The organism is Streptomyces sp. A1136, assembly GCF_004795055.1.
Lineage (GTDB): Bacteria > Actinomycetota > Actinomycetes > Streptomycetales > Streptomycetaceae > Streptomyces.
Genome location: NZ_SSBJ01000003.1, coordinates 222,753 through 242,014, shown reverse-complemented (window position 1 = coordinate 242,014; position 19,262 = coordinate 222,753). Strand labels below are relative to the sequence as shown.

The 19,262-nt window shown below is 71.7% G+C and carries 22 protein-coding genes; 11 read left to right on the top strand and 11 right to left on the bottom strand.

Going from position 1 to position 19,262, the window contains the following annotated elements; genetic code table 11:
- Positions 1–119 precede the first annotated feature (119 nt).
- The gene (locus E6R62_RS04490; protein WP_136211546.1) at positions 120–1,292 is read left to right on the top strand and encodes an 8-amino-7-oxononanoate synthase; all 1,173 of its coding nucleotides are present in this window, start codon (positions 120–122) and stop codon (positions 1,290–1,292) included.
- 3 nt (positions 1,293–1,295) lie between these two features.
- Here the strand turns inward: E6R62_RS04490 and E6R62_RS04485 are convergent, their stop codons facing one another.
- Together E6R62_RS04485 and E6R62_RS04480 are read right to left on the bottom strand one after the other, a co-directional pair.
- A complete protein-coding gene (locus tag E6R62_RS04485; RefSeq protein WP_136211544.1) occupies positions 1,296–1,517 on the bottom strand; it encodes a DUF397 domain-containing protein in 222 nt (73 codons plus the stop codon).
- Positions 1,518–1,529: 12 nt separating this feature from the next.
- Complete coding sequence (locus E6R62_RS04480) at positions 1,530–2,417, bottom strand: helix-turn-helix transcriptional regulator (protein ID WP_136211542.1); 888 nt, start codon at positions 2,415–2,417, stop codon at positions 1,530–1,532.
- A 196-nt stretch (positions 2,418–2,613) separates the two neighbouring features.
- Here E6R62_RS04480 and E6R62_RS04475 point away from each other — a divergent pair, with 196 nt between their 5' ends.
- The 8 genes from E6R62_RS04475 to E6R62_RS04440 all read left to right on the top strand — a co-directional run bounded on the left by E6R62_RS04475 (position 2,614) and on the right by E6R62_RS04440 (position 9,865).
- Positions 2,614–3,063: an ATP-binding protein gene (locus E6R62_RS04475; protein ID WP_136211540.1), complete on the top strand. Its 450-nt coding sequence runs from the start codon at positions 2,614–2,616 to the stop codon at positions 3,061–3,063.
- 352 nt (positions 3,064–3,415) lie between these two features.
- A complete protein-coding gene (locus E6R62_RS04470; RefSeq protein ID WP_136211538.1) occupies positions 3,416–3,718 on the top strand; it encodes an urease subunit gamma in 303 nt (100 codons plus the stop codon).
- A gap of 14 nt (positions 3,719–3,732) precedes the next feature.
- Positions 3,733–4,044, top strand: coding sequence for an urease subunit beta (locus E6R62_RS04465; protein WP_136211536.1), 312 nt, complete (start codon positions 3,733–3,735; stop codon positions 4,042–4,044).
- A complete protein-coding gene (locus E6R62_RS04460) occupies positions 4,037–5,758 on the top strand; it encodes an urease subunit alpha (RefSeq protein ID WP_136211534.1) in 1,722 nt (573 codons plus the stop codon). Before E6R62_RS04465 ends, E6R62_RS04460 begins: the two co-directional genes overlap by 8 nt.
- A 49-nt stretch (positions 5,759–5,807) precedes the next feature.
- Entirely contained in the window at positions 5,808–6,482 is a 675-nt protein-coding gene (locus tag E6R62_RS04455) for an urease accessory protein UreF (RefSeq protein ID WP_136211532.1), read from the top strand.
- A gap of 28 nt (positions 6,483–6,510) precedes the next feature.
- Positions 6,511–7,206 (top strand): urease accessory protein UreG, encoded by a 696-nt coding sequence (gene ureG, locus E6R62_RS04450; RefSeq protein ID WP_136211530.1) that lies wholly within the window; start codon positions 6,511–6,513, stop codon positions 7,204–7,206.
- Positions 7,203–7,997, top strand: a complete 795-nt coding sequence (locus E6R62_RS04445) for an urease accessory protein UreD (protein WP_240801463.1) — start codon at positions 7,203–7,205, stop codon at positions 7,995–7,997. The genes ureG and E6R62_RS04445 overlap by 4 nt, the downstream gene beginning before the upstream one ends.
- Positions 7,998–8,191: 194 nt before the next feature.
- Positions 8,192–9,865, top strand: coding sequence for an alpha/beta hydrolase (locus tag E6R62_RS04440; RefSeq protein WP_136211526.1), 1,674 nt, complete (start codon positions 8,192–8,194; stop codon positions 9,863–9,865).
- Positions 9,866–9,943: 78 nt separating this feature from the next.
- Here the strand turns inward: E6R62_RS04440 and E6R62_RS04435 are convergent, their stop codons facing one another.
- The 6 genes from E6R62_RS04435 to E6R62_RS04415 all read right to left on the bottom strand — a co-directional run bounded on the left by E6R62_RS04435 (position 9,944) and on the right by E6R62_RS04415 (position 15,223).
- Entirely contained in the window at positions 9,944–10,654 is a 711-nt protein-coding gene (locus tag E6R62_RS04435) for a 1-acyl-sn-glycerol-3-phosphate acyltransferase (protein ID WP_136211524.1), read from the bottom strand.
- Between the two features lie 102 nt (positions 10,655–10,756).
- Positions 10,757–10,915, bottom strand: a complete 159-nt coding sequence (locus E6R62_RS39355; RefSeq protein ID WP_168713956.1) for a hypothetical protein — start codon at positions 10,913–10,915, stop codon at positions 10,757–10,759.
- 32 nt (positions 10,916–10,947) lie between these two features.
- Entirely contained in the window at positions 10,948–11,916 is a 969-nt protein-coding gene (locus tag E6R62_RS04430; RefSeq protein ID WP_136211522.1) for a cytochrome c oxidase assembly protein, read from the bottom strand.
- A 91-nt stretch (positions 11,917–12,007) separates the two neighbouring features.
- On the bottom strand, positions 12,008–13,036 hold the full coding sequence (locus tag E6R62_RS04425) for a 6-phosphofructokinase (protein ID WP_136211520.1): 1,029 nt from the start codon (positions 13,034–13,036) through the stop codon (positions 12,008–12,010).
- A 191-nt stretch (positions 13,037–13,227) separates the two neighbouring features.
- Positions 13,228–13,956 carry a type 1 glutamine amidotransferase gene (locus E6R62_RS04420; protein WP_136211518.1) on the bottom strand — a complete coding sequence of 243 codons (729 nt, stop codon included), beginning with the start codon at positions 13,954–13,956 and terminating at the stop codon, positions 13,228–13,230.
- 28 nt (positions 13,957–13,984) lie between these two features.
- The gene (locus E6R62_RS04415; RefSeq protein WP_136211516.1) at positions 13,985–15,223 is read right to left on the bottom strand and encodes a MurT ligase domain-containing protein; all 1,239 of its coding nucleotides are present in this window, start codon (positions 15,221–15,223) and stop codon (positions 13,985–13,987) included.
- A gap of 123 nt (positions 15,224–15,346) precedes the next feature.
- Here E6R62_RS04415 and def point away from each other — a divergent pair, with 123 nt between their 5' ends.
- A complete protein-coding gene (gene def / locus E6R62_RS04410) occupies positions 15,347–15,916 on the top strand; it encodes a peptide deformylase (RefSeq protein ID WP_136211515.1) in 570 nt (189 codons plus the stop codon).
- Positions 15,917–15,999: 83 nt separating this feature from the next.
- On the opposite strand, the gene E6R62_RS04405 is transcribed toward def, so the two are convergent.
- The gene (locus E6R62_RS04405; RefSeq protein WP_136211513.1) at positions 16,000–16,644 is read right to left on the bottom strand and encodes a TetR family transcriptional regulator; all 645 of its coding nucleotides are present in this window, start codon (positions 16,642–16,644) and stop codon (positions 16,000–16,002) included.
- A 215-nt stretch (positions 16,645–16,859) separates the two neighbouring features.
- On the opposite strand from E6R62_RS04405, the gene E6R62_RS04400 reads away from it, so the two are divergent.
- Entirely contained in the window at positions 16,860–18,086 is a 1,227-nt protein-coding gene (locus E6R62_RS04400; protein ID WP_136211511.1) for an acyl-CoA dehydrogenase family protein, read from the top strand.
- 78 nt (positions 18,087–18,164) lie between these two features.
- Here the strand turns inward: E6R62_RS04400 and E6R62_RS04395 are convergent, their stop codons facing one another.
- Both E6R62_RS04395 and E6R62_RS04390 read right to left on the bottom strand, forming a co-directional pair.
- Entirely contained in the window at positions 18,165–18,752 is a 588-nt protein-coding gene (locus E6R62_RS04395; protein WP_136211509.1) for a hypothetical protein, read from the bottom strand.
- A 67-nt stretch (positions 18,753–18,819) separates the two neighbouring features.
- Entirely contained in the window at positions 18,820–19,257 is a 438-nt protein-coding gene (locus E6R62_RS04390) for an SRPBCC family protein (RefSeq protein ID WP_136211507.1), read from the bottom strand.
- Positions 19,258–19,262: the final 5 nt, after the last annotated feature.

Below are 19,262 nucleotides of genomic sequence, written 5' to 3'. Positions count from 1 at the left end.
AGTTATCCTACAACATCGCTTGAGCGCAGTGTGTGTATCGCCACACCCGGCGCTGGCGTCCCGGCGGGCTAAGGTCTAGCAGGCCTGTGGACAGCCGACAAAACGCGAGGACCCCACCGATGCTCCAGCACCCCCCAGAGCCCCCGGACGTCTTCGCCTGGATCGACGAGGCGCACCTGGCGCGCGAGCGGGCCGGGCTCGTCCGGACGCTGCGTCCGCGCCCGGCCTCCTCACCGCTGCTGGACCTCGCGAGCAACGACTACCTCGGACTGTCCCGGCACCCCGAGGTGGTCGCCGGCGCCCAGCGCGCGGCCGAGCGCTGGGGCGGCGGAGCCACCGGCTCCCGCCTGGTCACCGGCACGACCGAGCTGCACGCCACGCTGGAGCGCGAACTCGCGGCGTTCTGCGGCTTCGAGGCCGCTTTGGTCCTTTCGTCCGGGTACGCGGCCAATCTCGCCGCCGTCACCGCGTTGAGCGACCGCGGCACGCTCGTCGTGTCGGACGCGGGGAACCACGCCTCGATCGTCGACGGCTGTCGGCTCGCGCGCGCGGACGTCGCCGTGATCCCGCACGGCGACGCGGACGCGGCGCGCAAGACGCTCGCCGGGCACCAGGGCCGGTCCCTGTTGGTCAGCGACTCGGTGTTCTCCGTCGACGGGGACGCCGCCCCGCTCGCCGGCTACGCCGCCGCCTGCCGGGAGGAGGGGGCCGCCCTGGTGGTGGACGACGCCCACGGGCTCGGCGTCCTGGGTGAGGGCGGCCGGGGAGCGCTGCACGCGGCCGGGCTCGCGGGCGCGCCCGGAGTGGTCGCGACGATGACCCTGTCGAAGTCCTTGGGCAGTCAGGGCGGCGCCGTGCTCGGGCCGGCCAAGGTGATCCGGCATCTCGTCAACACGGCCCGCACGTTCATCTTCGACACGGGGCTGGCCCCGGCCGCCGCGGGGGCGGCGCTCGCCGGTGTGCGCCTGCTGGGACGGGAACCGGAACGCGCCGCGCGGGCTCGGGAGGTGGCCGCCCTGCTCTACGGGCGGCTCACCGCGTCCGGCCTGACCTCGGCCCGGCCGGACGCGGCCGTGGTGTCGGTACGGGCCCCGTCGGCTTCGGCGGCACTGCGCTGGGCCGCCGACTGCCGCGAGGCAGGTCTGTCCGTGGGGTGCTTCCGGCCGCCGTCGGTCCCGGACGGCATTTCCCGGTTGCGGCTGACCGCCCGGGCCGATCTCACGGGGGACGAGATCAGTCGGGCCGTCGCGGTGATCCTGCGGACCGCTCCCGCCGGAGCCACGGACGGCTGAACGTCAGGCCGGGGCGTCCGCCCGGACCGAGGCGAGGAAGCCGTCCCAGGCGGGTCCGGTGAAGAGCACGGCCGGGCCCTCCGTCCGCTTGGAGTCGCGAACGGCCAGGAGACCACCACTGAGGACGGCGGCTTCCACGCAATTGTTCATTCCGGTGCTGCGGCTGCTCCGCCGCCACCGCGCGCTGATCAGAAGTCCGCGGGTGGATAAGGGGGTTGCGGACACGGGGGTGCCTCCTTACACGTCGTCAGCGATAGAGCTGATCAGGTCCGACGAGTCATGGGGCGGGAGGGCGTGCGCCTGGATGGTGCGGAACGCGGCGCTGTACGCCTCAAGGTCTTCCTTCCGCTCCAGGTAGAGGCTACTCGTCAAATGGTCGAGGACCACCACGTCCAGATCGGCGATGTTCGGAAATGAGAAAATTACGAACGGTCCGGTCAGGCCGAGATGACCCCCCACACTGAACGGCAGTACCTGTAGCCGCACTTGGGGCAGTCGCGCCACCTCCACCAGGTGTCGCAACTGTTCCCGCATGACCCCGTCCCCTCCGATCTGCCGGCGCAGGACCGCCTCGTCCAGCACCGCGCTGAGTTCGAGCGGGGGGTCGGCCCGCAGCACCGACTGGCGTGCCAGGCGCACCTCGACCAGGGCGTCCACCTTGGGCTCCGGCAGCCCGCCCAGCGCGGCCCGGGTCACGGCCCGCGCGTATCCGGGCGTCTGCAGCAGGCCCGGGACCACCGAGAGTTCGACGGTCCGGGCGGAGCGGGCCCCCGCCTCCAGGCTGATGAAGTCGCGGTACTCCTGGGGCAGCAGCCCACGGTAGTCGTGCCACCACTGGCGGCCGGGCGCACGGTCGCCGCCCCCGGCCCCGGGGCCCGCGGCCGAGGCGCCCAGCGCCTCCAGCAGGGCCCGCTGTTGGGGGCTCACCAGGTCTCCGTAGGCATCGAGCAGGAGCCGGATGTCCTCCGTTTTCACGCCACTTCGACCCGTTTCGATGCGGCTGATTTTCGACTGGTGCCATCCCACCAACCGGGCGGCCTCACCACTGGTGAGGCCGGTACGGTCACGGAGCGCACGCAATTCCTCGCCCAGCTTGCGGCGGCGTACCGCGGGACCGTGCTGCATACCCGCTCTCCTTCCACCGGCACACCTCGCACCAGTCTGTCGTCCAAATACGCTCTTCCGTAGCAGAGTTCACCGCATTGAGCGACAGATATATGCATATCTTGGGGGAACGAAGGAAACGACGGCACGATGGGTGCACTCTGACGCTCAGCGTAGATCCGGGGCGGCTGCGCCCCGGTGGGAAAGGGACGTCGCCATGGCAGACCACCAGGAAGCATCCGTCACTCTGCCGAGCGACCCGGCCGCGGTCGCCGCGGCCCGCCGGTACGTCGCGGAGGTGCTCGGTGAATGGGGACTGCCCGAGGAGTCGGAGACGGCCGACACCGTCCGGCTGATCGTCTCCGAGCTGGCGACCAACGCGGTGCAGCACACCTTCGGGCAGTCGCCCACCTTCACCGTGGACGTCCGGTTGGAGCGCGGCGAGTGGTTGCGGGTCGGGGTGACGGACAGTCACCCGCGCCGTCCCCGACGACTGCCGGCCGCCGTCCAGCAGGACAACGGGCGGGGGATGGTCATCATCCGCTGGCTCGCCGCCGAGGCGGGCGGCCGTCTGTCGGTCACGCCGACCGAGGACGGCGGCAAGACGGTGTGGATCGCCCTTCCCTGGAGGGCCGGGGCCCCGGCGAGGACCGTCACCGGCTGCTGAGGGCGCGGGCGGGAGGAGCCGCTCGACCGTCCCGTCGAGCCGCCCGAGCCCCATGTCGCGCCGGCTGCCGCGTCGAGGTCGACCCGATTCACCACTTCCGGGGGTGAACCGGGTGCCTCTCGGAAACGTGGGTTAACTCGGCGGAAAAGTGCGGGTCCTACTCTGGCGCCCGTGTGCTTCGACCAATGATCACCCATGGGCTGGTAAAGCACTGGTGTGCGGGACGGAAAGCCTGTCCCCGCGTTGGGCAAGACATGCTTGGCACGGATATGTGCAGGTCAACAAAGTGTTGAAGGCGATTAGGGTCTTCTTGGCGCGAAGTTGATCTTGTCCCGGAAACTTGGTGATACGTGTGCAACTGACACCGCACGAGCAGGAAAGACTGCTCATCCACGTCGCGGCCGACGTGGCCGAGAAGCGTAGGGCGCGGGGGGTGCGCCTCAACCACCCCGAGGCAGTGGCCCTGATCACCTCGCACATCCTCGAAGGCGCCCGCGACGGGCGGACCGTGGCCGAGCTCATGGCCTCCGGTCGCACCGTGCTGCGCCGCGAAGAGGTGATGGAGGGGATCCCCGAGATGATCCACGACGTCCAGGTCGAGGCGACCTTCCCGGACGGCACCAAGCTCGTCACTGTCCACGACCCCATCGTCTGAACGGGAGCACCCACATGATCCCCGGCGAAATCGCCTTCGGGGACGGTCCGGTGCGCCTGAACGAAGGTCGCGCCATCACCCGTCTCACCGTGCTCAACGCCGCCGACCGCCCCGTGCAGGTCGGCTCGCACTACCACTTCGCCGAAGTCAACCCGGGCCTCGACTTCGACCGCGCCGCCGCCCACGGGCTCCGGCTCAACATCGCCGCCGGTACCGCCGTCCGCTTCGAGCCGGGCATCCCCGTCTCCGTCGAACTCGTCCCGCTGGGCGGCCTGCGCACCGTGCCGGGCCTGCGCGGGGAAACCGGAGGGCCGCTCGATGGCTGAGATCTCGCGCCGGACGTACGCGGACCTCTTCGGACCGACCACGGGCGACCGCATCCGGCTCGCCGACACCGACCTCTTCGTGGAGATCGAGCAGGACCTCAGCGGCGGCCCCGGACGATCCGGCGACGAAGCCGTCTTCGGCGGCGGCAAGGTCATCCGCGAGTCCATGGGCCAAGCCCGAACCACCCGCGCCGAAGGCGCCCCCGACACGGTGATCACCGGGGTCGTGATCCTCGACCACTGGGGCATCGTCAAGGCGGACCTCGGTATCCGCGACGGCCGGATCTGCGGCATCGGCAAGGCCGGCAACCCCGACACCATGGACGGGGTCGACCCCTCCCTGGTCATCGGGCCCGAGACCGAGATCATCGCCGGCAACGGCAAGATCGTCACCGCCGGCGCCATCGACGCCCACGTGCACTTCATCGCCCCCACCGTGATCGACGAGGCCCTCGCCTCCGGCATCACCACCCTCGTCGGCGGCGGCACCGGACCCGCCGAGGGCTCCAAGGCCACCACCGTCACGCCCGGCCCCTGGCACCTGGCCAGGATGTTCGCGGCGCTGGAGGCCTACCCCGTCAACATCGGCCTGCTCGGCAAGGGCAACACGATGTCCCGCGAGGGCATGTACTCCCAGCTGCGCGGCGGCGCCCTCGGGTTCAAGATCCACGAGGACTGGGGGGCCACTCCGGCCGCCATCGACGCCTGTCTGAGCGTCGCCGAGGAGACCGGCGCCCAGGTCGCCATCCACACCGACACCCTCAACGAGGCCGGATTCGTCGCCGACACCCTCGCGGCCATCGCCGGGCGGACCATCCACTCGTACCACACCGAGGGCGCGGGCGGCGGCCACGCACCCGACATCATCACCGTGGTCTCCGAGCCGAACATCCTGCCCAGCTCGACGAACCCCACCCGGCCGCACACCGTCAACACCATCGAGGAACACCTCGACATGCTGATGGTCTGCCACCACCTCAACCCGGCCGTCCCCGAGGACCTGGCCTTCGCCGAGTCCCGTATCCGGCCCTCCACCATCGCCGCCGAGGACGTCCTGCACGACCTCGGGGCCATCTCGATCATCTCCTCCGACTCCCAGGCCATGGGCCGCGTCGGCGAGGTCGTGCTGCGCACCTGGCAGACCGCGCACGTGATGAAGAAGCGGCGCGGCTTCCTGCCCGGCGACGGCCCGGCGGACAACCACCGGGCGCGGCGCTACGTCGCCAAGTACACGATCAACCCGGCCGTCGCGCAGGGCCTGGCCCGGGAGATCGGCTCGGTCGAGGTCGGCAAGCTCGCCGACCTGGTGCTGTGGACCCCCGCCTTCTTCGGGGTCAAGCCGGAGGTCGTCGTCAAGGGCGGCCAGATCGCCTACGCCCAGATGGGTGATGCGAACGCCTCCATCCCCACCCCGCAGCCCATCCTGCCCCGCCCCATGTACGGGGCCATGGGACGCGCGCCGGCCCTCAACTCGCTCAACTTCACGGCGCAGGCCGCCCTCGACGACGATCTGCCCGAACGCCTCGGCCTCGACAAGCGGTTCGTGGCCATCGAGAGCACCCGCAAGGTGAGCAAGACGGACATGCGCAACAACGACGCCATGCCCAGGGTCGAGGTCGACGCGGACACCTTCACCGTCACCATCGACGGCGAGGTCGTGGAGCCCGCGCCGGCGGCGGAACTGCCCATGGCACAGAGATACTTCCTGTTCTGATGGGCGCCCGTTCCGCCCAGGGGACCGTTCCCCCGAGAGGCGTCCGCCGATGAGCCTCGCCGCGCTGCTCGTCCTCGCGGACGGCCGCTTCCCCGCCGGAGGGCACGCCCACTCCGGCGGGGCGGAGGCGGCCTGCAAGGCGGGTCGGATCCACGACGCCGCCACGCTCGCGGAGTTCTGCCGGGGCCGGCTGCACACCTCCGGCCTCGTCGCCGCCGGCCTCGCCGCGGCCGCCGCCCACGGCCTCGACCCGGCGGATCTCGACGCCGCCGCCGACGCCCGGACCCCCTCACCCGCGTTGCGGATGGCCGCGCGCCGGCTCGGCCGACAGTTGCTGCGGGCGGCCCGGGCCACCTGGCCGGCCGCCGAACTCGACGCCTTGGCCGCCGCCTTCCCGCGCGGCGCCCACCAGCCGGTGGTGCTCGGCGTCACGGCGCGGGCCGCCGGGCTCGGGCCGCTGGACGCCGCGCACGTGGCGGCGTACGAGAGCGTCAGCGGTCCCGCGACCGCGACCGTCCGACTGCTGGGCCTCGATCCCTTCGAGGCGAGCGCGGTCCTGGCCGGCCTCGCCCCCGAACTCGACGCCGTGTCCGGTCGGGCCGCGAGCGCCGCCCTGCTGGCCCGGCACGAAGGCCTGGAAGCACTGCCGGCCGCCTCCTCGCCGCTGCTGGACATCGCGGCGCAGGTCCATGCCGACTGGCCGGTCCGGCTCTTCGCCTCCTGACCACCGCCGCCCCCACCCAAGGAGAAACATGCACCTCGACCACGGCGGGAGCTACCCCCACCGCCACACCCACAGCGCCGAGCCCGTACGCGCCGACGGCACGCGCCGCGCCCTGCGCGTCGGCCTCGGCGGACCCGTTGGTTCCGGCAAGACCGCCACCGTCGCGGCGCTCTGCCGGGCCCTGCGCGCGGAACTGTCCATGGCCGTCGTCACCAACGACATCTACACGCGCGAGGACGCCGAGTTCCTGCTCCGCGAGGCGGTCCTGCCGCCGGAGCGGATCAGCGCCGTCGAGACGGGGGCCTGCCCGCACACCGCCATCCGCGACGACATCTCCGCCAACCTGGAGGCGGTCGAGGAACTGGAGGAAGCACACCGGGACACCGCGCCCCTGGACCTGATCCTGGTCGAGTCCGGCGGCGACAACCTGACCGCCACCTTCTCCCGGGGCCTGGTCGACGCCCAGATCTTCGTCATCGACGTGGCCGGGGGAGACGACATCCCGCGCAAGGGCGGCCCCGGCGTCACCACCGCCGACCTGCTCATCGTCAACAAGACCGACCTCGCCCCCTACGTCGGCTCCGACCTGGACCGAATGGCCCGCGACGCGGCCGAGCAGCGCGGCGACCTGCCCGTGGCGTTCCAGTCCCTGCGCGGACCCGAGGGCGTCACCCCGGTGGCCGACTGGGTGCGCGGGCGGATCGCCGCCTGGTCCGTACGGTGACCAGCGCGCCCCTCCTCGCACCGCAGGCCACCGCGGCGGCGGGGTTGACGGCCACCGCCCGGATCGCCGCCGTCGCCGACGGCCGGGGCGGCACCGCCCTGCCACTGCTGGTCGGGGACGGCCCGCTCGCCCTGCGCCGCACCAGGGGCGAGGCCGGCGAGGCCGGGGTCATGCTGGTCGGCGCGATGAGCGCGCCGCTCGGCGGCGACCACCTGAGCGTCGAGGCCGACGCCGGACCGGGGGCCCGACTGGGGCTCCGCTCGGCGGCGGCCACCCTCGCGCTGCCCGGCCGGGGCGGGGCGCCCGCACGGTACGACGTACGGCTGACGCTGGCGCAGGAGGCGGCGGTGCGCTGGCTGCCGGAACCGCTGGTCTCCGTACGCGGCAGCGACCTGCGCGTGCGCACCCGGGTGGAACTCGCCCCCACCGCCCGGCTCCTGCTGCGCGAGGAGCAGGTGCTCGGCCGCGTCGGGGAGGCCCCCGGGCTGCTCCGAAGCCGGATCACCGTCTCCCGCGACGGCCGCCCGCTGCTGGACCAGGAGCTGGCCTGCGGACCCGGGGCCCCCGGTGGCTGGGACGGCCCGGCGGGACTCGCGGGCCACCGGGCGCTCGGCCAACTCCTGGTGGTGGATTCGGCGTTCGCGGACAGCCCCCCGACGGCGGCGGTACTGGGCGAGTTCGCGGCGGTGACCCCGCTGGCCGGACCGGCCGTGCTGGTGACGGCTCTCGCCCCGGACGCGCTGCGCCTGCGGGAACTGCTCGACACCGCCTGCGCGACGTACGGCTGGTGACGGCGGGGCGGACAAGGGGCGAACCGGACACCGCTCAGCGGTACACCCCCGTCCGCATATCGGGTTGGCAAAGAACCGGACCGTGCTCTGTCGCCCGGTCCCGGTCAGGCGCAAAGATCCCCCTGCAACGTCGATGACCGGATACGACCAATACGGCTGCCCGCTACGGCAGATGACGCAGGGGGAACAACCACGTGATACGCACCGCGGCGCTGGGGAGCGCCGCTACTTTGATCACCGGCGCACTGGCGGCGAGCCTGCTGCTCGCCCCGACCGCCGAGGCCGCTCCGGCCTCCGGCGGCGACAACGGCTACAACGAGGCGATCGGCGTCCAGGTCGCCGCCGCCCGCGCGGCCCGCGCCGGGATCGACTGGAAGGACTGCCCCGCCGACTGGGGCTTCGAGAAGCCGATCCAGTGCGGCTGGGTGAAGGTCCCGCTCGACTACGCCAAGCCGAACGGCAAGACCATCGAGCTCGCCGTCGACCGCGCGACGAGCACCGGTACCAAGGAGGAGCGCCAGGGCGCCCTCGTCTACAACCCCGGTGGCCCGGGCGGTTCGGGCATGCGCTTCCCGCGCCGGACCACCACCAAGTCGCCGCTGTGGGTCAACACCGCCAAGGCGTACGACTTCGTGGGCTTCGACCCCCGCGGCGTCGGCCACTCGGCGCCCATCTCCTGCGTCGACCCGCAGGAGTACGTCAAGGTCCCGAAGGCGGACCCGGTCCCGTCCAACGAGGCCGACAAGCGCGCCCAGCGCAAGCTCGCCGCGGAGTACGCGGACGGCTGCAAGGAGCGCAGCGGCGAGATGCTGCCGTTCATGACCACGCCGAACACCGCGCGTGACCTGGACGTCATCCGGGCCGCGCTCGGCGAGAAGAAGCTGAACTACCTCGGCGTCTCCTACGGCACCTACCTCGGCGGGGTCTACGCGACCCTGTTCCCGGGCCACGTGCGCCGCATGATCGTCGACAGCGTGGTCAACCCGGAGCAGGACAACATCTGGTACCAGGCCAACCTGGAGCAGGACGTCGCCTTCCAGATGCGCTGGAACGACTGGGAGGACTGGGTCGCCAAGAACGACGGCGTCTTCCACATCGGCGACACCCGCGCCAAGGTCGAGGCCAAGTGGCTGGAACTGCGCGCCAAGGCCAAGGCCAACCCGCTCGGCGGCGTGGCCGGTCCGGCGGAGCTCATCGGCTTCTTCCAGAGCGCCCCGTACTACGACTCCTCCTGGGTTCCCACCGCCCAGGCCCTGAGCGCGTACGTCGCCGGTGACGAGAAGCCGCTGATCGACGCCGTCACCCCGGACCTCTCCGACATCAAGGGCAACATCGCCACGGAGAACGGCAACGCCGTCTACACCGCGGTCGAGTGCGCCGACGCCAAGTGGCCCACCAGCTGGGCCAAGTGGGACCGGGACAACACCGCGCTCAACAAGAAGTACCCCTTCCTGACCTGGTCCAACGCGTGGATGAACCTGCCCTGCGCGACCTGGAAGTCCAAGCAGGGCACCCCGATCGAGGTCGGCGCGAGCGCCAAGCGCGGTCTGCCGCCGGTCCTCGTCGTCCAGAGCGAGCGCGACGCGGCCACCCCGTACGCGGGCGGCGTCGAGATGCACCGCCGCCTCGGCGGCTCCCGCCTGATCACCGAGCAGGGCGCGGGCTCGCACGGTGTCACCAGCCTGGTGAACCCCTGCATCAACACCCGCGTCGAGGGCTACCTGCTGACCGGCAAGGTCGACGACCAGGACGTGACGTGCGGACCGCACGCCGCCCCGGTCGCCCCGGCCCCCACCGCCGCCAAGTCGGCGGCCCGGTCCCAGGGCGCCGAGCTCGCCCCGCGCGAGGAGCTCCCGGCCGTCCGCTAGGACCCCGGCAGCACCGAGCGCGGCGGCCGCCGCGGTATCACGCGGCGGCCGCACGGAGCACGGAGTACGGAAGAAGGCTCAGCGCGTCCTGCGCCGGGCCTTCTTCCGTGCCTGCTCCTCCTCCGCCTTCACCTCGGTCGCGTACCGGTCGACGTACTCCTGGCCGGACAGCTCCAGGACCGCGTACATGATCTCGTCGGTGACGGCCCGCAGGATCGCCCGCTCGCCCTCCAGCCCCGCGTACCGGGAGAACTCCAGCGGCCTGCCGAAACGGATCGTGACCCGCCGGATGTTGGGGATCTTCTGCCCGGGCGGCTGGATCTCGAAGGTGCCGACCATCGCGCAGGGCACGACCGGCACACCCGCGCCCAGCGCCATCGCCGCCACCCCGACCTTGCCCTTGTACAGCCGGCCGTCGTGCGAGCGGGTGCCCTCCGGGTAGATGCCGAGCAGCTCGCCCTTGGCCAGCACCCCGAGCCCCTCGCGCAGCGCCGCCCGTCCGGCGTCCTTGCCGGAACGGTCCACCGGGATCTGCCCGGCGCTGCGGAAGAAGGCGGCCGTCAGCCGCCCCTTGACCCCTGGGCCGGTGAAGTACTCGGCCTTCGCCAGGAAGGTGATCCTGCGTTTCAGGATCGCGGGCATCAGGAAATGGTCGGAGAACGACAGGTGATTGCCGGCGATGATCGCCGCGCCTTCCGGCGGGATGTTCTCCAGGCCCTCGATCCGCGGCCGGAACAGCAACCGCAGCAGCGGGCCGAGCAGCACGTGCTTGAGCAGGTGGTAGAACACCGGCCGTTTCCCTTCACCCGGCGGACAGGTCAGTGCGGCGCGCCGGGTGCCTGGGGGCACGGCGGACGCCGACACCGGGAGCCTGCCCGCGAGGGGGGAGTGTCACGTGCGCCGCGTGGCGGCCAGCCCGGCGGTCAGCATGCCGAGCAGCACCCACACGAACCACAGCCAGCCGTTGCTGCCGAGCACCACGGAGTACGCGGCGACGGCCACCAAGGAGCCGAAGGTCAGCACGGCCATCGCCTTAACGGATCCGCTCATGCCCCATGGTGGCGCGGCGAGGGGCCGCAGCGCTACCGGCCACGCCCCTGGAGGGAGGCGAGATACGAGTTGTACGCCTCCAGCTCCTGGTCCCCGTCGCGCTCCGCCGCCCGGTCCGAGCGCTTCGCGGCCCGCTGTTCCGAGCGGTACCACTGATAGACCAGCGCGATCAGCACCAGCACCGAGGGGATCTCGCTGAAGGCCCACGCGATGCCGCCGCCCCACTGCTGGTCGAGCAGCGCGTCGACGCCCAGCGAGGCCGGCGGGTCCTTGTAGGTCTTGATCATCGGCTCGGTCGCCATCATCAGCGCGATGCCGAAGAACGCGTGGAAGGGCATGCCCGCGAACAGCTCCAGCATCCGCATCACGTAACCGGGACGGTGCGGACCCGGGTCCACGCCCATGATCGGCCAGAAGAAGATCAGGCCGACGGCCAGGAAGTGCACCATCATCGCGATGTGCCCGGCCCGGCTCTGCATCAGGAAGTCGAACAACGGGGTGAAGTAAAGGCCGTACAGGCTGGCGATGAACAACGGGATCGTGAAGGCCGGGTGCGTGATCACCTTCAGGTAGCGGCTGTGCAGCAGCATCAACAACAGCTCGCGCGGTCCCTTGACGCCCCGGGCGGCCGGCGCGAGCGCGCGCAGGGTCAGCGTCACCGGGGCGCCGAGCAGCAGCAGGATCGGGGACAGCATGCTGATCACCATGTGCTGCACCATGTGCACGCTGAACATGACCATGCCGTAGTCGTTCAGCTTGGTGCACGTCACCAGGGCCACGGTCAGCACGCCGACGGTGAAGGAGACGGTCCGGCCCACCGGCCACGCGTCACCGCGCCGGCGCAGCCGCGTCACGCCCCACAGGTACAGGGCCAGGCCCAGCACCGAGCCGATCAGGAAGAAGGCGTCGAAGGAGAACTCCAGCCCGCGCCCCAGGGTGAACGGCGGCAGGTCCATGTCCATGTCCATGTTCATGTCCATGCCGTGACCGCTGTGATCCATCTGTTCACTCCCTTGACTGTGGCGCTCCACCACAGTAGTGCCGCCCCCGGACGCCGAAGCGTCCGGGGGCGGCATCACAAGGGGGGAAACATCACAGAACGGTCTCCGCCTCGTCGTACCGCTCGACCGGCACCGTCTTGAGGGTCCGCACCGCGTCGGCGAGCGGCGCCATCACGATGTCGGTGCCGCGCAGCGCGGTCAGCATGCCGAACTCGCCCCGGTGCGCGGCCTCCACCGCGTGCCAGCCGAAGCGGGTGGCCAGGACCCGGTCGTACGCGGTCGGCGTGCCGCCGCGCTGCACGTGGCCGAGGATCACCGGACGGGCCTCCTTGCCTAGGCGGGCTTCCAGCTCGACGGCGAGCCGGTTGCCGATGCCGGCGAACCGCTCGTGGCCGTACATGTCGGTGCCGCCGGCCTCCAGGGCCATCGAGCTGCCCGCGGCGGGCTTGGCGCCCTCGGCGACCACGACGATCGCGAACCGCTTGCCGGCCGAGAACCGCTCGCCGACGATCGCGGTCAGTTCCTCGATGTCGAAGGGTCGCTCGGGGACGACGATGGCGTGCGCGCCGGCCGCCATGCCCGAGTGGAGCGCGATCCAGCCGGTGTGCCGGCCCATGACCTCGACGACCATCACCCGCTGGTGGGATTCGGCGGTGGTCTTCAGTCGGTCCAGGGCCTCGGTGGCGACCCCGACGGCGGTGTCGAAGCCGAAGGTCACGTCGGTCGAGGCGATGTCGTTGTCGATGGTCTTGGGGACGCCGACGATGGGCAGGCCGCCCTCGGACAGCAGGTTCGCCGCCTTGAGGGTGCCCTCGCCGCCGATCGGGATGATCGCGTCGAGACCGAGGTCCGCGAGGTGCCCGCGGGCCCGCTCCACGCCGTCGCGCAGATGCGCGGGCTGGACGCGGGAGGAGCCGAGGATGGTGCCACCGCGGGCCAGGATGCCGCTGACGGCGTCCAGGTCGAGCTTGCGGTAGTCGCACTCCAGCAGACCCCGCCAGCCGTCGTGGAAGCCGATCACCTCGTCGCCGTGGTCGACGACGGCGCGGTGCACGACGGAGCGGATGACGGCATTGAGGCCGGGGCAGTCGCCTCCGGAAGTGAGCACACCAATGCGCATGGCAGGAAGAACCTTTGCAACGTGGGCCGACGACCGGACCACGTCGTCCGGTTGGTACTGACCGCCAGCCTACAAGCGGATTCCCACTGGACTGAACCATCCTCCACATGCTGGTCACATCCGTCGTGGGAACGCACGTCGGCCCGGACCCCCCAAGGGGAATCCGGGCCGAACGGGGCGTGACGGACGCGTTACGCGGGCTGTGTGGCCGCCGCGATGCGCTCGTCGCGCAGCGCCTCGTACCAGCGGTCGTCGAGGCCCGGCAGCGCGTTCACGTCGAGGGCCAGCTTCAGCAGGAGGTCCGCGATCTGCGGGTTGCGGGCCATCACGGGACCGTGCATGTAGGTGCCGAACACGGTGTCGTTGTACGCGCCTTCGGTGCCGTCGCCGGTGCCGTTGCCCCGGCCCAGCCGGGTGCGGGCGAACGGCTTGGCCGTCGGGCCGAGGTGGGTGACGCCCTGGTGGTTCTCGAAGCCCGTCAGCGGGGGCAGGTTCAGGCGCGGGTCGATGTCGGCGAGGACGTCGCCGACGCACCGCTCGCCCTCGCCGCGGACCGTGACCACGTCCAGCAGGCCCAGGCCCTGCTGGCGCTCGCCCACGTCGTTGACGAACTCGTTGCCGAGGATCTGGTACCCGGCGCACACCGAGAAGACGATCGCCCCGTTCGAGACGGCCCGCTCCAGGCCGCCGTCGCGCAGCAGGCGCTCGGCCGCCAGGCGCTGCGGCCGGTCCTCGCCGCCGCCGATCAGGTAGATGTCGCCCGAGGTGGGGATGGGCTGGTCGCTGCGCACGTCCACGCGCTGCACGTCCAGGCCGCGCTGGCGCGCCCGGCGCTCCACCACGAGGGCGTTGCCCTGGTCTCCGTACGTGCTGAGCAGGTCCGGGTAGACCCACACCAGACGCAGGCTGTTGTCGCTCATGCTCTTGTGTCCTCTGGAGGTATGAGTACTAGTTGCCGACGCGGCGGCGCACGTCCTGGAAGGCGGTGTAGTTCGCGATGAGCTCGATCTGTCCGGGCGGGGCGAGCTGCACGGCCTCGTCCAGGGTCTCGCAGACCCGGAAGTCCAGGCCCGCGACCTCCAGGCGGACCGCGAGGTCCAGCTTGCGGTCGCCGATCACGAAGATGGGGTGCCCGGCCAGGCGCGGGTAGTCCACGTCCCAGAGCCAGGAGGTGTCCGTGCCGTCGGCGCCGCGCGCGTTGACCGAAAGGATCACCGGCGTCGGCGGCGGGTCGATCAGCGAGAACGTCTCCAGCCAGCCCGCCGGGTTCTTGGCGAGCAGCAGCCGCAGCTCACGGCCCTGGAAGGAGACCACGTCGTAGCGGCCGGCGACGGCCTGCACCTGGTACATCCGCTCCAGCGCGACCTGCGGCGGGACGCCGAACACGGCGGCCACGGCGGCCGAGGTGGCGGCGTTGGCCTTGTTGGCGCGGCCGGGCAGCTGGAGATGGATCGGCCAGGCGCTGCCGTGCGGGTCCAGTACGTGGTCACCGGAGAGCACCCAGCTGGGGGTGGGACGGCGGAAGCCGCACTCGCCGCAGAACCAGTCGTCGCCCGGGCGCTGCATGACACCGCCGCAGGAGGGGCACGACCAGGCGTCGTCCTTCCACTCCTGGCCGGCCGCGACCCAGACCACGTTCTGCGAGGAGGACGCGGACCACACGATCAGCGGGTCGTCGCAGTTGGCCACGATGACGGCCTTGGAGCCCTGGAGCCCCTCGCGCCACTTCTCGGCGAGCATGCGGGTCTCGGCGGCGCGGTCCAACTGGTCGCGGGAGAGGTTGAGCAGGGCGATCACCTTGGGGGTGACGTCCCGGGCCACTCCGGCCAGGTACTTCTCGTCGACCTCGATGACGCCGTACTTGGCGTCCGAGCCTCCCGCCAGGGCGGAGGTGATGCCGGCCGGCATGTTCGCGCCGAGTGCGTTGGAGACCACCGGACCGCTGGCCCGCAGGGCCTCGGCGATCAGCCGGGTGGTCGTGGTCTTGCCGTTCGTCGCGGAGACGAGGACGACGTCGAGATGCTGCGCCAGCGCGCCGAGGAGATCGGGGTCCAGCCTGAGTGCGACCTTGCCACCGATCACCGATCCGCTTCCGCGTCCCGCGGCCCGCGACACCGCCGCCGCGGCCTTGCCCGCCGTCACGGCCAGCTTGGCCCGCGGCGAAAGCGGCTCCGTGTTGCCTGCCATCGTCCCTTGTCCTCCTTGCGTCGGTCGGCCCCAGCCTATCCAGTACCGGCCGGGGCCCTGACCGCGGCGCCCCAGGGGCGGCGCGGATCTGCTCATATCTTCGCCCGTCGTACGCTTACGGCCATGCGACAGCGCCTCATCCCTGGTACCACCGGACTCGTCCGCACCATGAGCCTGCTGGGCGATCCGGTGCTCCACTCGCCGTGCGCCGAGGTCACCGAGTTCGGACCGGCTCTCGACCGGCTCGTCGAGGACATGTTCGCGACGATGTACGCGGCCGACGGCGTCGGCCTCGCCGCCAACCAGATCGGGGTGGGCCGGCGGGTGTTCGTCTACGACTGCCCCGACGACGAGGACGTCCGCCACGTCGGACACGTGGTCAACCCCCGTCTGGTGAGCGCCGACGGAGAGGAGTTCCTCGGTCCCGAGGGCTGCCTGTCGCTGCCCGGTCTGGAGGCCGGCACGGTCCGCTTCGACCACGCGGTGGTCGAGGGGGTCACCTCCGACGGAGCGCCGGTGCGGATCTCGGGCACCGGGTTCTTCGCGCGCTGCCTCCAGCACGAGTGCGACCACCTGGACGGCACCGTCTACGCGGACCGGGTCACCGGGCTGCGGGCGCGCCGGCTGCGACGTGCGATCGGCAAGACGGCGTGGGGTGCGCGGGGGCTCGCCGAAGCCGGTCGCGAGGCCTGACGGGAGCCGGTCCGGGGCCGTACGCCGGCCGCGCCCGGTCGCGGGCGAGGCGCGTCCGGGCCGCTCCCGTACCCGGGCCGTGCTCAGAAGCCGGGTCCGCCCACGCGGTTGCCGGCGGTGGCCAGGCGCCCCCACAGCAGGTCGGTGAGGCCCGCCACCAACTCGGCGCGCTCGCAGGGGCGTTCCCCGAGCCACCAGTCGCCCGCCGCGTGCATCATCCCGACGATGCCGTGACCCCACACCCGGGCCAGGCGTTCGCCGCCCGGTCCGAGGTCGACGCGTTCGCCGATGACCTGGGCCAGTTCCTCGCCGAGACGGCGCAGCAGCGGGGCCGAGTGCAGGCCGACGTCGAAACCGCGCTCGGCGGACTGCGAGTCCTCGGCCGGGTGCATCAGGAACCGGTACACCTGCGGTCGCGCCTCGATGGCCGCGAGGTAGGTGTCGAGGGTGGACTCGACCCGGCTGCGACGCTCGGCGGGTGCGTCCAGCGCGGCGCGCAGCGAGTCGAGCAGGGCGTCGGTGTGGCGGACGGCGAGCGCCTGGTAGAGGCCGGCCTTGTCGCCGAAGTGCCGGTAGAGGATGGGCTTGGTGATGCCCGCCTCCGCCGCGATGGCGTTCATCGAGGCCTTGGGGCCGTCCCTGAGCACGACGCGGTCGGCCGCTTCGAGCAGCTCCCGCCGTCGGCGCTCGGCCGATCCCGGTTCGCCGGCCTGCTGCGTGGTCTCCATGACGTGTTTCTCTCCCCGCCCTTGCGATGTGCGTGCCGCCCACGCAACGTAACACCCCGCACACCCTGACGATCGACCCGGCGGCGCCCGCTGGGCGGTCGGTGCTCGGCTTGACAGTGCTTACTCGCCGGTAACAGACTGGGGCGCCGTGGCTGGTTACCGCAGGTAACGGCCTGCCGGTGGCGGCACGGGTACGCGAGACAGCTGGAGGGGACATGGCGGAGTTCACCATGGAGCTCAACGACGACCAGAAGCAGGTGCGTGACTGGATCCACGGTTTCGCCGCCGATGTGATCCGGCCCGCGGCCGCCGAGTGGGACGAACGCGAAGAGACCCCGTGGCCCGTCATCCAGGAAGCGGCCAAGGTCGGCATCTACTCCCTCGACTTCTACGCCCAGCAGTTCTTCGACCCGACCGGTCTCGGCATCCCGATGGCGATGGAGGAGCTCTTCTGGGGTGACGCGGGCATCGCCCTGTCGATCGTCGGCACGGGACTCGCGGCCATCGGCGTCCTCGCCAACGGCACCGAAGAGCAGATCGGCACCTGGATCCCGCAGATGTACGGCGACGCGACCGACGTCAAGGTCGCCGCCTTCTGCTCGTCCGAGCCGGACGCCGGCTCCGACGTGGGGGCCATGCGCACCCGCGCCGTATACGACGAGGCCAAGGACGAGTGGGTCCTGAACGGCACCAAGACCTGGGCGACCAACGGCGGCATCGCCAACGTCCACATCGTCGTCGCCGTGGTCGACCCGGAACTCGAGACGAAGGGGCACGCCTCCTTCATCGTCCCGCCGAACACGCCGGGACTGTCACAGGGGCAGAAGTTCAAGAAGCACGGCATCCGCGCCTCGCACACCGCCGAGGTGGTCCTGGAGGACTGCCGCGTCCCCGGCTCCTGCCTGCTCGGCGGCAAGGACAAGCTGGACGAGCGTCTCGCGCGCGCCCACGAGCGGGCCAGGGCGGGCGGCGAGCGGGTGAAGAACGCGGCCATGGCCACCTTCGAGGCCTCGCGCCCGGCGGTGGGCGCCATGGCCGTCGGCACGGCGCGCGCCGCCTACGAGGTCGCCCTCGACTACGCGAAGACCCGTAGCCAGTTCGGCCGCCCCATCATCGACAACCAGGGGGTGGCCTTCCAACTCGCGGACATGCGCACGCAGATCGACGCGGCCCGGCTGCTCGTGTGGCGGGCCTCCTGGATGGCGGTCGCGGGCAAGCCGTTCACCTCCGCGGAGGGTTCGATGTCCAAGCTCTTCGCGAGCGAGGTGGCCAAGAAGGTCACCGCCCAGGCCGTGCAGATCCTCGGCGGGAACGGCTTCACCCGGGAGTACCCCGTGGAGCGCATGCACCGCGACAGCGCGATCTACACCATCTTCGAGGGCACGAGCGAGATCCAGCGCCTGGTGATCGCCCGCACGATCTCGGACATGCCCATTCGCTAGGCGTGCCCCGGCCGCGGTTGTCCCTGCGCGCGCCCCCGCACTCCCGCGCCTGCGCGCGGGGACGGGGGCGGCCGTCGTTCAGCTCGTCGCGGCGCCGATCACGATCAGCGCGACGATGGACAGGGCGATCAAGGCCATCGGCGTTGCGATGATCAGCGCGGGCGGGCGCTGCCAGAGCGGCTTGCCCGGGTCGAGCGGGGGCCGGAAGCCGCCCACCGGAGGGCCGAGCTTGCGGAACGCCGAGCGGGGCACGAGGTTGACCAGCACCGTGAGGGGCGTGATGAACAAGGACGCCGGGCCCCACCAGCCCTGCCACAGGGTCTTCGCCGACATGTCGCGCACGATGGAGGTGCCGCAGTCCCGGCAGAACGGGCCGTGCGTGCTCAGGAACCGCATCATCAACACCATGCCCTGGTGTCCCCGCACCGTGCCCGGCGCTGCCGGCTGGGCCCCGCAGAAGCGGCAGGCGTACCCGGCCTGGTGGGGCTGCCGGGGCTGAGGCTGCTGCTGGTAGGCGGCGTAGGGGTTGCCGTACGGAACCCCCTGCGGCTGGGGCTGCTGCGGCATGGCGTAGGGGTTGTGCTGCGGGGCCGCGCCCTGCTGCGGCGGCGTGCCGTACGGGTTGTGCGGGGCGGCGCCCTGCTGCGGTGGTGGCGGAGTGGCCATGGAGGTCCCCCTGGAGACGTGACGGGATCACCCGGGCGAGGTGATCACGGAACCCTAGCCTCCCTTGTCAGGAACGCAGCAACCGGGCGAGGGCACGGCCGAAGAGCAGCCGCCCGGCGTGCGCCACGACCGGGTCGAAGAGCCGCCCGAGCCCCCGTACCCGCAGGTCCTCCAGCCACCGGACCTCCGCGCCGGCCGGCTCCAGCGGCAGGACCTCGATCCGCGCCCACCCCAGGACCACCCGTCCCCGTTTGACAAGACGCACCACCCCCGCCGAACCGGCGGTAGGCGGCTGCCAGACGGTGACTTCCATGGGGTCGTCGAAGGTGACCCTTCCCACTCCCGTGCGCGCCGTGAAGCGCGTTCCCACGCGCGTGGGCGGCGCGGTCTCGACCGTCGTGCGGGTGAGGGGGACCTCGGACCCGTGGCGCGTCCAGTCCGTCAGCCTCAGCCAGGCCTCGGCCGCCGGGAGGGAGGTGCGGTGAACGATCCGGATCAGTGGCATGAGCG